9 protein-coding genes are annotated in these 12232 nt (G+C 74.9%); 3 read left to right on the top strand and 6 right to left on the bottom strand.

Annotated features, from left to right (window positions below; translation table 11 throughout):
* Window positions 1–80: 80 nt before the first annotated feature.
* The 3 genes from ACWGL3_RS26390 to ACWGL3_RS26380 all read right to left on the bottom strand — a co-directional run bounded on the left by ACWGL3_RS26390 (window position 81) and on the right by ACWGL3_RS26380 (window position 3819).
* The gene (locus ACWGL3_RS26390) at window positions 81–1442 is read right to left on the bottom strand and encodes a GntP family permease (protein ID WP_267949437.1); all 1362 of its coding nucleotides are present in this window, start codon (window positions 1440–1442) and stop codon (window positions 81–83) included.
* A 12-nt stretch (window positions 1443–1454) separates the two neighbouring features.
* A complete protein-coding gene (locus tag ACWGL3_RS26385; RefSeq protein ID WP_267949436.1) occupies window positions 1455–2654 on the bottom strand; it encodes a glycerate kinase in 1200 nt (399 codons plus the stop codon).
* Between the two features lie 64 nt (window positions 2655–2718).
* Entirely contained in the window at window positions 2719–3819 is a 1101-nt protein-coding gene (locus ACWGL3_RS26380; protein WP_267949435.1) for a CdaR family transcriptional regulator, read from the bottom strand.
* A gap of 155 nt (window positions 3820–3974) precedes the next feature.
* Between ACWGL3_RS26380 and ACWGL3_RS26375 the strand changes: the two genes are divergently transcribed.
* Window positions 3975–4619, top strand: coding sequence for a VOC family protein (locus tag ACWGL3_RS26375; protein ID WP_267949434.1), 645 nt, complete (start codon window positions 3975–3977; stop codon window positions 4617–4619).
* 423 nt (window positions 4620–5042) lie between these two features.
* On the opposite strand, the gene menD is transcribed toward ACWGL3_RS26375, so the two are convergent.
* The 3 genes from menD to menB form a co-directional block, all read right to left on the bottom strand.
* A complete protein-coding gene (menD, locus tag ACWGL3_RS26370; protein ID WP_452461917.1) occupies window positions 5043–6755 on the bottom strand; it encodes a 2-succinyl-5-enolpyruvyl-6-hydroxy-3-cyclohexene-1-carboxylic-acid synthase in 1713 nt (570 codons plus the stop codon).
* 169 nt (window positions 6756–6924) lie between these two features.
* A complete protein-coding gene (locus tag ACWGL3_RS26365) occupies window positions 6925–7911 on the bottom strand; it encodes an o-succinylbenzoate synthase (protein ID WP_267949432.1) in 987 nt (328 codons plus the stop codon).
* Window positions 7908–8747, bottom strand: a complete 840-nt coding sequence (menB, locus tag ACWGL3_RS26360; protein ID WP_267949431.1) for a 1,4-dihydroxy-2-naphthoyl-CoA synthase — start codon at window positions 8745–8747, stop codon at window positions 7908–7910. The genes ACWGL3_RS26365 and menB overlap by 4 nt, the downstream gene beginning before the upstream one ends.
* Before the next feature lie 237 nt (window positions 8748–8984).
* Between menB and ACWGL3_RS26355 the strand changes: the two genes are divergently transcribed.
* Together ACWGL3_RS26355 and ACWGL3_RS26350 are read left to right on the top strand one after the other, a co-directional pair.
* Window positions 8985–10241, top strand: coding sequence for an AMP-binding protein (locus ACWGL3_RS26355; protein ID WP_431061498.1), 1257 nt, complete (start codon window positions 8985–8987; stop codon window positions 10239–10241).
* 532 nt (window positions 10242–10773) lie between these two features.
* Complete coding sequence (locus ACWGL3_RS26350) at window positions 10774–12183, top strand: sigma-70 family RNA polymerase sigma factor (RefSeq protein WP_267949430.1); 1410 nt, start codon at window positions 10774–10776, stop codon at window positions 12181–12183.
* Window positions 12184–12232 lie beyond the last annotated feature (49 nt).

Raw genomic sequence — 12232 nt, 5'->3', positions numbered from 1 at the left:
CCGCCGGGGTCCCGGCGGGGGCGGACGCGACGCGGAGAGGCGCGCCGCCGGCCGTACGGGCCGGGGCACGCCGCGGCGGGTCACAGCAGGAAGAGGGCCAGCACCTGGATCGCGGCGAAGGCGGCGACGCCCTCGACGGCGGTCGCCACCGTGAGGGTGCGGTAGGCCGTCGCCACCGGGATGCGGCTGAGCTGGGAGACCACCCAGAAGTAGGAGTCGTTGGCGTGCGAGACCACCATCGCGCCCGCACCCACGGCGAGCACGGTCAGGACCATCCCCTCGGGGGAGGCGAGCCCGAGCGAGCCGAGCATCGGCGCGATCAGCGCGGAGGTGCTCACGATCGACACGGTGGACGAGCCCTGGGCGGTCTTGAGCGCCGCGGCGATCAGGAACGGCACGGCCAGGCCGATGCCGAGTCCGGCCAGGTTCTCGGACAGGAAGCCGGTCAGCGGGGAGGCCGCCAGCACGGCGCCGAAGGAGGCGCCCGCGCCGGTGATGAGCAGGATCGGTGCGGCGACGCGGATCGACTCGTGCATCTGCTCGTTGAACCGGGTCAGCTTGCCCGAGCCGCGCAGGAGGGTCGTCGCGGCCAGGAGGCCGATGACGAGCGCGATGACCGGGGTGCCCAGGAACGTGAGGACGTCGAAGGCGGTCCCCTCGCCGATCGGCCGGCCGGGGAGGTTGACCACCGAGGAGGTGCAGATGAGCGCCAGCGGCAGCAGGATCGGCAGGAACGCGGCGAAGGCGTTGGGCAGGCGGCCGTAGCTCTCGCGCAGCTCCTCGTAGGTCTGCGTGGAGATGTCGTCGTCGCTCTCGGCGGGCAGCGGCGTGAAGTCGCGGCGGGAGAACACGGTCGCGTAGGCCAGCCCCGCGAGCGCGGCCACGGCCGAGACCGGCAGGCCGAAGGCGATGACCAGCCCCAGGTTGTCGGCGATGCCGATGTTCTCGGCGGCGGCGAGCGGGCCCGGGGTCGGCGGCACCAGCGTGTGCGTGGCGTACAGGCCGGTCATGAGCGCGATGGCGGTGGCGAGCGAGGACACGCCGGTGCGCAGGGTGATCGCCTTGCGCAGCGAGTTGAGGACCACGTACCCCGAGTCGCAGAACACGGGGATGGAGACGATGTAGCCGATCAGCGTCATCGTCAGGTTCGGGAACCGGGTCCCGATCACCCGGATCAGCGCCTCGGCCATGGAGATGGCGGCGCCGGAGCGCTCCAGGATCACACCGATCATGGTGCCGAAGAGGATCACCAGGCCGATGTTGCCCAGGGTGCTTCCGAAGGCCGTCGTCACGGTGGTGACGATCTCGCCGAGCGGAAGGCGGAAGGCGAAGGCGCCGAGGATGGCGGCGCCCATGAGCGCGAGGAAGGGGTTGACCTTCCAGCGCGCTGTGGCGAGCACGATGCCCGCCACGAGGACGATGAGGATCAGGAGCGCGGTCACGTGCGGTTTTCCTTAGGGATGTACGGGTCGGGTGAAGCTGTTCGCGAGGAGCCGGCAGCAGTTGTAGGCGGCCCAGGTGATGCCGGGGATCGCCTCGTCCTGCATCTGTTCCAGGGAGCCCGGGCCCCGCGCGATGGAGAAGGCGGCGGTGATGCCCGAGCGGCGGAGCTCCTCGGCGGAGACCGCGACCCTGCCGGCGATCACCACGACGGGGCGGTCGGCGGGGGTGAGGCGGCGCACCGCGTCGACGACCTTCCCGGCCAGGGACTGGCCGTCGAAGGACCCCTCCCCGGTGAGGACGAGGTCGGCCCGGGAGAGGAGCTCCTCGGCGCCCAGGACGTCGGCGACCATGCGGGAGCCGGGGACGACCTCGGCGCCCATGAGCGCGGTCAGCCCCGCGGGCAGGCCGCCGGCGGCCCCCATCCCGGGGAGGTCGCGGACGTCGGTCCCGGAGGCCTCGGCGAGCACGTCGGCCAGGCGGCGCAGTCCGGCGTCCAGGGTTCGCACGTCCTCGGGGGAGGCGCCCTTCTGCGGGCCGAAGACGGCGGCCGCGCCCTCGTCGCCGAGCAGGGGGTTGGTGACGTCGCAGGCGATGCGCCAGCGCACGCGGCGGGCGCGGGGGTCGAGCCCGTCGAGGTCGACGCGGTCCAGGCCGGTGAGGGCCCCTCCCCCGTCGGGGAGCTCGGAGCCGTCCGCGTCGAGGAAGCGCGCCCCCAGCGCGGCGAGGAGGCCGGTGCCCCCGTCGGTGGTGGCGGAGCCGCCGATGCACAGGAGGATCTCCTCCACACCCGCGTCCAGCAGCGACGACACCAGGGGACCGATGCCCCGGGTGGTCGCGGTCAGCGGCCGGAGGGGGACGTCGGAGACCGCGGGCAGCCCGTTGGCCTCGGCGGCCTCGATGACGCCTGTCAGGTGGTCGGGGGAGAGCCCGTACCTGGCCCGGACGGGCCTGCCGAGGGCGTCGGTGGTGTCCGCGGTCAGCGCGGTCGTGCCCCAGGCGCCGAGCAGGGCGTCGAGGGTGCCCTCGCCGCCGTCGGCGAAGGGCAGGGTCCGGACCGCCACCGGCGTGCCCTGCTCGTCGAAGGCGTCCTGGACGCCCCGGGCCATCGCCGCAGCCACGTCCACCGCCCCGGCACTCCCCTTGAAGGAGTCCGGGATGATGGCGACGCGGAGGGGGGATGCCTCGTCATGTGTGCGAAACGCTGTGGACATGCAGGAGAGCCTAAGCACATCACCGGTGCGTTTCGACGGTGATTCGCCCAGTCTTCCTGGGACTTTATGTGAACCCTGTGTGCGATTCGCCCAGAGCATCACACGCGTACAGGGCCATCTGGAGCGTGGTCAGGTGGTCGGCCCGGCGGATGTCCAGACCCGTCACGGACCGGATCCGCTCCACCCGCTGGAGCAGGGTGTTGCGGTGGACGTACACCGAGTCCGCCGCGGCCTGCATCGAGGTCGTCGAGGCCACCGCCACGACCGTGCGGCGCAGCGCGCCGTTGAGCTCCGCGACCCTTCCCGCCAGGTTCTCCAGGGTGCGCGGGGGCAGGTGGGCGACGGCCACGGCGATCGTCCGCGACCACGGCACGCCGCTCGCCGCGGCGGGGATCAGCCCGGCGTAGCGGCACAGGGCGCGCGCCTCCTCCGCGTGGGCGAGCAGGACGCCGACATCGTCGGTGGGCGCGGTGGCGGTGTGGCGGCTCTCGGGCGGCAGGCCCGGGGCGCGCGGCGCGGGGGCGGCACCGGAACCGACCAGCCAGAGGGCCCCGTGCAGGACGGCGGCCCGGTGCCCGGCGTCGGCGTTGATGCGGACCACGGCCGTCTCGGCCAGGCCAGGAGGGGCGGCGGAGCCGTCCGGGCGCGGGGCGGCGGCCGCCCACAGGGCCAGCGACCAGGGCGGGGCGAGCCCGGCGGCGGCCAGCCGGGCCCGGGCCGCCGCAGGGCGGGCGGTGCCCGAGCTGAGGGCGGCGATGAGGTCGCGGGCCTCGGTGTGGCGCCGGGTGACCGCGTCCTGCTCGTACTCCTGGGCGAGGAGGAGCTGGACGGTCAGCGCGACGACCCGGGCCAGCGGCGCGACCTCGTGCGGGTCCCCCGTCACCCCGACCACACCGCGCAGCTCACCGTCCACCACCAGGGGCTCGTTGGCCCCGGGCCGGTCGGAGGTGCCCGGCTCGGGGGACGTGACGAGCACCCCGCGCCCCTCGGCGATCACCCTCTGGGCGCCGCGGTGGAGGGTGCCGCGCCGGTCGGGGTCCAGGCAGGCGATGATGGTGCCGTGCTCGTCCATCACGTTGATGTTGTGGCTGATCGTCGGGGCGATCAGGTCGACCACGCGCTGGGCGAGGTCGCCGCTCAACGGTGGCCTCGCGTGTTCGGCCATGGCCCACAGGATAGGCGCAGGTGGGAGGGCGGCGGGCCGGGCGGGGGCGTCCCGGCCCCGCCGGTCGGCGCGGCCGGGGCGTGCCGCCGCGGGGCGGGTCCGCTCCCCGGCGCCGTGGGCGGCGCGGTGTCGGAGCCGTGGCCTATCGTCGGAACATGGCAGAGCAGACCACCCGCCCCGGGGTCCACCGGGCCGGTCCGGCCGACTGGCGATGGCTGCTGGGAGCGTTGCGCGCCCGGTTCGAGACCGCCTCGTTCGGAGCGGGGGCCGCGTTCGTCGCCGCCGTGGGACGACTCGCCCAGGAGGCCGACCGTCCGCCCGACGCCGACCTGCGGGCGGGGCACGTCCAGCTCGCCCTGCGCGGCCAAGACGCCGGCGGCGTGACCGCACAGGATGTCCGGTTGGCCGAGCGCATCAGCGCGCTCGCGTCCGACCGGGGGCTGTCCGCGCGACCGGACCGGGTACAGGTGCTGGAACTGGCCCTGGACACGCCTGCGCCGGAGGCGGTGCTGCCGTTCTGGTCGGCCGTTCTCGGCGGATGCGGGGCGGACGGCAGCGTGGTCGACCCGGCGGGAGGACTCCCGCCGCTGTGGTTCCAGGCGACCGGCTCGACCGCACCCGGCCGGCAGCGCTTCCACCTCGACGTCACCGTCCCCCCGGAAGCCGCCGACCGGCGGATCGCCGCAGCGGTCGCCGCAGGCGGACGCGTCGTCGACGACAGCCGCGCACCGGCCTTCGTCGTGCTGGCCGACCCCGACGGGAACAGGGCCTGTGTCTGCACCGAGCTCGGGCGGGACTGAACCCCGCCCGCACGGGGCGTGCGCACCGGACCCGTCGCGGTTCCGGCCGACCGCCCTGTCCACCGGGGGCGCGATCGGCGCCGTGCCGACGCACGCGGGCGGCCGTGGAGCCGGTCGGCGCCTTCCGGCCCGGAGCACCGTCCCCGCACGTGTCCGGGTCACGGGCCCGGACGCGGTGGCGGGCCCTGCCGACAGACCTGATGATCCGGTCCGACATCGGTCCGGCCCCGGACGCCGGGGCGGGCTCCCGGTCGGCGTCGCTGTGGACCGTGGTCCGGACGGTGCCCGCGAGGGCTCCGGCGACGCCCCCTCCGCGATCGCACCGCGGCCGTCCCTGCCCCGGAGGGGCCGCGGGACGGGGCCCGTGTCACGGTCGCGCCCGCACGGCCGGCGCCGGTCGCGTGCGACGGCTCCGGCAGGTCCTCACAGGGCCGCTTCGACCGCCGCGTCCACCGCCGACTGCAGCCTGCGGCGCAGCGCGGCGCTCTCCGGTCTCTTCGTGCACACCTCGATGACCCGCAGGCCCTCCCCCAGGAGCGCCTTGGGCAGGTCGGTGGCCCACTCCAGCCGCGTGTAGGGCAGGTCGGCCACGGCCGCCACACGCTCCATCGACACCCCGTGCGGCGTGCCGAAGACCCGCTCGAAGTCGGGGTGCCCCGCCTGCTCCAGGCCGGAGAAGATCCCGCCCCCGTCGTTGTTGACCACCACGACGGCCAGGTCGGGCCGGGGCTCCCCCGGGCCGATGATCAGACCGTTCTGGTCGTGCAGCAGCGCCAGGTCGCCCAGCAGCGCGTAGGCCTGGCCGCCGTCCGCGCCCTGGTGGGCGAGCGCGGCCCCCACGGCGGTGGACACGGTGCCGTCGATCCCGCTCACGCCCCGGTTGCCGACCAGGCGCACGCCGCAGCGCGCCCGCATGGTGGCGTCCAGGTCGCGGATGGGCATGCTCGACCCGGCGAACAGCAGCGAGCCCGCTGACAGGTGGGAGGCCAGGTCGCGGGCGAGCCTGGGCTCGCTCAGCACCTCGTCCCCGTCCAGGACCGCGTCCAGCGCGCCGCGCGCGGCGGCCTCGGCGAGCCGCCACCTCTCGGACCACGCCGTGCGCGGCGGGGAGGCCGGGTCCAGACCCGCCGGCGGCGCGACCGCCGCGACCACGTCGGTGGCGGTGCGGGCCGGGTCGGAGAACGCGTTGGCCAGGCTTCCCGCGGGGTCGCCCACCGCTCCGGCGGTCACCGCGACGTGCCGATCGGCCCTGCGCAGGAACGCCAGGATCTGGCGGGACAGGTTCGGGCGCCCCACGCTCACCACCAGTTCCGGGGCCTGCCCGGAGACGAAGAGGGGCGAGGCCAGGAGCTGGCGGTAGGTGGAGACGGCGTCCCCCCTGCGCGCGTTGGAGGTGGGCTCGGCCAGGAGCGGCCACCCGGTCAGCTCGGCCAGCGCCAGGAACGGCACCGGGTCGTAGTCGCCGTCGCCGCACACGATCACGCCGCGCTCCGCGGCGGGCAGGACGAAGGGTTCGGGCCGGGAGGGCGGTCCGGGGCGGTTGATCCACGGCCGGCGGTCCGGGCGCCCCTCCAGGGGCTCGGGCCACGCGTCGGCGGAGTCGTCGGGGGTCAGGGGGTCGCGGAAGGCCACGTTGAGGTGGACCGGCCCGGGTCTGCCCCCCACCGCCGCACCCCAGGCGCGGCAGGCCAGGGAGCGCCAGTAGGCGACCATCCCCGGCACCGGGTCGGGGGTGCCCACCTCGGCGAACATGCGCACGGCGCCGCCGTACAGGCCGATCTGGTCCACCGTCTGGTTGGCCCCGGTGCCCCTCAGCTCCGGAGGCCGGTCGGCGGTCAGCACCAGCAGGGGCACCGCGCTCTCGTCGGCCTCCATCACGGCCGGGTGGAGGTTGGCGGCCGCCGTGCCGGAGGTGCACACCACCGCCACCGGGCGCCGGGACGCGCGGGCCAGGCCGAGTGCCAGGAACGAGGCGGAGCGCTCGTCGACGCGCACGTGGACGCGGATCTCGGGGTGGGCGACGAGGGCCAGGGCGAGCGGTGTCGAGCGCGACCCCGGCGCGACCACGGCCTCGACCAGGCCGCCTCGGGCCAGCTCGTCGACGAGGACCCGCGCCAGGGCGGTAGACGGATTCATCAACTCTCTCGATCGTCTCAAGGTGTACCAAGTATCGCCGCGTGGACTCGTCCCCTCCAGTCAACCCCCACCCGGGGCGGAGGTCGAACGAATCCCGCTGTTGTTCCCGGCACATCCGCGCCGGGCGCGCCGCTGCCCGACGCGTCGGCGCCGGTCCGCCGGGCCGGGGCTAGCCGGTTCCGAAGACCTCGTCCGCCGCGGCGCGGGCCGCCTCGGCCCGGGCACGCCATCCGGCGGGGTCCACCTCCACCGCGCGCAGGCTCTCCTCGTCCACCGCCACCGGCCGGACCGGCAGGAACCCGTCCAGGGGCAGCAGCGGGTCCGCGGTGACGTCGGCGGTGAGCATCTGCCCGGTGGCGAGCCCGCACGCGTGGGGCAGGTCCGGCAGCGCCGCGGCCAGGGCCACCCCGGCCGCGAGCCCGACGGAGGTCTCCACGGCGCTGGAGACCACCACGGGAAGCCCGCACGCCTCGGCGACCCGCAGCGCGGCCCGCACCCCGCCCAGGGGCTGGACCTTGAGGACCACGATGTCGGCCGCGCCCGCGGCCCTGACCCTGAGGGGGTCCTCGGCCCGGCGGATCGACTCGTCGGCGGCCACCGGGACGTCGACGCGGCGGCGCACCTCGGCCAGCTCCTCCAGGGTCGCACACGGCTGTTCGACGTACTCCAGGCCGAACCGGTCCAGGGCCCGGACCATGCGCACCGCGGTGTCCACGTCCCAGCCGCCGTTGGCATCCACGCGCACCTTCCCGGAGGGGCCGAGGGCGTCGCGGACGGCCTCGACGCGGGCCAGGTCCTGCGCCGGGTCCTGCCCCCTCTCCGCGACCTTGACCTTGGCGGTCGCACAACCGCCCGCGGCGACGATCGCGCGGGCCCGCTCCGGGCCCAGCGCGGGAACCGTCACGTTGACCGGCACCCGGTCGCGGACCGGTTCGGGCCAACCGAGGAAGGCGGCCTCGTGACAGGCCGCCCACCAGCGGGAGGACTCGCGCGGACCGTACTCGGCGAAGGGCGAGAACTCGCCCCAGCCGGAGGGCCCGCGCACGAGCATCCCCTCCCGGACGGTGACGCCGCGGAAGCGGTCGCGCAGGCCGACCGCGAAGGCGCGCCCCCCGGCGGGGGCGCCCTCCGGGCCGGGCCCGACGGGGGGCGTCACGGGCGGCGCGGGAACTTGTCGAACTCCGGACGCCGCTTCTCCTTGAACGCGTCCCGGCCCTCCTGGGCCTCCTCGCTCATGTAGTAGAGCATCGTGGCGTCACCGGCGAACTGCTGCATCCCGGCGGCGCCGTCGCTGACCGCGTTGATGGCGCCCTTGAGCATGCGCAGCGCCAGGGGGGACTTCTCCAGGAGCTCGCGCGCCCAGGCGACGGTCTCCTTCTCCAGGTCCTCCAGCGGGACCACGGTGTTGATCATGCCCATGTCCAGCGCCTCCTGCGCGCTGTACTGGCGGCACAGGTACCAGATCTCGCGGGCCTTCTTCAGGCCGACGGTCTCGGCGAGCAGCCAGGAACCGTAACCGCCGTCGAACGAGCCGACCTTGGGGCCGGTCTGGCCGAACTTGGCGTTGTCGGCGGCGATGGTCAGGTCGCAGCAGACCTGGAGGACGTTGCCGCCGCCGATGGACCAGCCCGCGACCATGCAGATGACGGGCTTGGGCAGGCGGCGGATCTGCACCTGCAGGTCGAGGACGTTGAGCCGGCCGATGCCCTGGCGGGCCACGGCGTCGTCGCCGATGTACCCGTCGTCGCCGCGGATCTTCTGGTCGCCGCCGGAGCAGAACGCCTGGTCGCCGGCGCCGGTGAAGATGATCACGCCGACCCCGGAGTCGTCGCGGGCGATGTTGAACGCCTGCTGGAGCTCGAACAGGGTCTGGGGCCGGAAGGCGTTGTGCCGCTCCGGGCGGTTGATCGTGATCTTGGCGATGCCCTCCGCGGTCTCGTAGATGATGTCGGAATACTCGCCCGACCGCTGCCAGTCGATCACGCTGCTCACGGCTACTACTTCTCCTCACGGGGACACTGGGGACGACGCGGACGCGCCTTCGTCGGCCGCGTCCAAGCGTCAACCCTACGCATTCTGCCAGGCGAGCCGGGACGAACAGGCACGCACCCGGCCACCCGGTGCCCCGGGGTGCCCCGCCCCCGGTCGCCGCCCGGGGCGCGGGGCCCCGGCCCGGGGTGCGCGGAGCCCGCGGGCGCGGTGGCGGCGGACGGGCGTACCCTGGCGGGCGTGGCACGCGAGAATCAGGTCGAAACCCAGGTCGAGGTCCCCCCGTCCGAGGAGGGCCGCCCCCTCCAGGCCGTCCTCGGACTGGCGCCGGAGCGGTTCGGGGACCTGCTCGCCCGCGCCCTGGACGGCGAGGGCCCCGCCCTGCTGCCCGTCCCCGCGGGCACCCCCGACGCGCGGGTGCGCGACCTGCTCGCCGCGATGCGGCCCTCCTCCCTGCGCGGCCCGGACGGCGTGACCGCGCTCGGGGGCTCCGCGCCGGCGGGCGCCGACACCGCCCTGGTCGTCACCACGTCGGGCTCCACCGGCGCTCCCAAGGGGGTGGAGCTGTCCGCGGAGGCCCTGCGCTCCTCCGCCCGCGCCTCGGTCGCGCGGATCGGCGCCCTCCCGGGCGATCCGTGGCTGTGCGTGCTGCCCGCCGGACACATCTCCGGCATCCAGGTGATGATGCGCGCCCTCGTGACGGGGACCCGGGCGGTGCACGCCCCCTTCGACGTGGACACGGTGCGGGAGGCCGCCGAGCGGCTGCGGCCGCACGTGTCCCTGGTCCCCACGCAGCTGCGGCGGCTCATGGCCGCCGGGGTGGACCCCTCCCTGTTCGGGTCGGTCCTGCTCGGCGGGGCCGCCGCCGAACCCGCGCTGGTCGGGGCGGCCCGCGCGGCGGGTGCGCGGGTGGCGACCACCTACGGCATGAGCGAGACCTGCGGCGGATGCGTCTACGACGGCGTCCCCCTGGACGGCGTCCGGGTGCGGATCGACGCCGAGGCCCCCGGCGGGCCCGGGCGGATCCTGCTGTCGGGGCCGGTGCTCCTGAGCGGGTACCGGCTGCCCCCGGGCAGCCCCGACGATCCGGGAGCGCCGGCCGCCGACGGCGACGGGCGGCTCTGGCTGCGCACCAACGACCTGGGCCGCCTGGACGCGGACGGCCGCCTGACCGTGCTGGGCCGTATGGACGAGGTCGTCAACACCGGCGGCCACAAGGTGGTGCCCGGCCAGGTCAACGCCCTGCTGATGGAGCACCCGGCGGTGGCCGAGTCGGTGGTCGTGGGCCGCCCCGACCCGGAGTGGGGCGAGCGGGTGAGCGCGGTGGTGGTGCCCGCAGACCCGGACGCGCCCCCGACGCTGGAGCAGCTGCGCGCGTGGGTGCGCGAGCGCCTGCCCTCCTACGCGGCGCCGCGGGAGCTGGACCTGCGCGGGTCCCTGCCGATGCTGGCCTCGGGCAAGCCGGACCTGGTGGCGCTGCGGGGCGCCGCCTCCTGAGACCGGGGCCCGACCGGGGCCCGCCCGCCCCGCCGTTACCGCCGCACTCCGCACGCGTGGGACCCTGGGCCCGCCGGGTACCGCGCTCCGCTCCGCGGAGAGGGGCGCTGACCTGGGGGTCGTCGGCGCCGTCCGCCGGCGGTGCCGCCACGGCCGACGACAGCCGGGCCCGGATGGCGGGGAACTTCCCGGAGGTCCCCCGCGTCTACCTGAGTATCCGGTCCCTTCGGCCCCTCTCCCAAGGAGGTCCGCAGTTGGCGCCAGCCATCGGTCCACCCGTTCGTGTCCCTGCGCCCTCCTCGCGGCCCGGCCGGGCAACCGGGCCGGGGCGCGGCCGCACCCGAGCGGGCTCCTTTACCCGCTCGCGCACACGCTTCGCCACTCTCCACCCAGTGATCTGTACCACTCTCGACGATATCCAATCGAGACAGGGAACATTTGACTCCCCGACACGTTGGACATATTGGCGCGTCCAGTCGGCGGGAACCCTCCGCCACGTGCCATACGTCTTGGAAGGGAGGGAGGTGCCCAGATGACGAGCACTGCCCTAGCCGCTTCGGCACACACCGCCGAGGCCCCCGACGGCCCCGCTCAGAACGAGGACGCGGCCGCCGACGCGGCCCTGGCCGACCTGATCACCCGCGGACGCGCCCAGGGACACCTGTCCCTCTCCGAACTGCGTACCGCTTTCACCGCGGCCGGGGTCTCCTCCGGAGACGGCCGATCCATCCTGCGTGAACTCACCGAGAACGGGGTCCGGCTCGCCAACGGGGGCGACGACTCCGCGCTGGTGTCCGATCCTGACGCCGAGGACGACGTGCTGGAAAACACTCTCATCGCCACGGTGCCCGACACCGACGAGGCACCCAAGGCCGCATCCGGCAAGGCAGGGGCGCGCAAGGGCCCCGCCACCCGGAGGAAGGCCCGCACCACGCGGCGCACCAAGAAGACCGAGACCACCCAGGCCACGACCGATCCGGAGACCGGTGAGGCCGACCTCGACGACCAGTCGCCCGCCATGGGCGACTCGGTCCACACCTACCTCAAGGCCATCGGCCGCCGCCAGCTCCTCACCGCGGAGCAGGAGGTCGACCTGGCCAAGCGCGTCGAGGCCGGGCTCTACGCCGAGTACCGGCTGGGCCTGCACGGCGACGTCGACGGCTCCGTCCCGATGTCCGAGGCCGAGGTCGACGAGCTGGAGTGGGTGGCCGAGGACGGCCGCAAGGCCAAGTCCCACATGCTGGAGGCCAACCTGCGCCTGGTGGTGTCGGTGGCCAAGAAGTACAGCGACCGGGGGATGTCGCTGCTGGACGTGGTCCAGGAGGGCAACCTCGGCCTGATCCGCGCTGTGGAGAAGTTCGACTACAGCAAGGGCTTCAAGTTCTCCACCTACGCCATGTGGTGGATCCGCCAGGCCATCCAGCGCGGCTTCGCCGACTCCGCCCGCACCATCCGCCTTCCCGTGCACGTCCTGGAGCTCCTCAGCAAGGTGAGCCGGCTGGAGCGCGACATGCACCAGGCGCTGGGCCGCGAGCCCACCCCCGAGGAACTGGCCCTGGAGCTGGACAAGACCCCGGCCCAGATCGAGGAGCTGCTGCGGGTCACCCGCCAGCCGATCAGCCTCGACTCGACCATCGGCGAGGACGGCGAGACCCGTATCGGCGACCTCATCGAGGACATCGACGCCTCGGAGGCCTCCGAGGTGGTCGACCGCCAGCTCATGGCCGACCAGCTGCGCAACGCGCTCTCCGACCTGGAGCCGCGCGAGGCGACCATCATGTCCCTGCGGTTCGGGCTGATGGACGGCCGCCCGCGCACCCTGGACGAGATCGGCAAGCACCTCGGGCTGACCCGCGAGCGCATCCGGCAGCTGGAGAAGCAGTCGCTGTCCAAGCTGCGCCACCCCAGCCGCGCCCAGCAGCTGCTGGACTTCGCGAGCTAGACGCGGTCCGACACGCGAACGGGGCCGCCTCCCGCACCGGGGGCGCCCC

This window comes from Nocardiopsis sp. NPDC055824, assembly GCF_053616335.1.
Note: the sequence above shows the minus strand (reverse complement) of the source record. Positions and strands in the feature narration are given on the sequence as shown.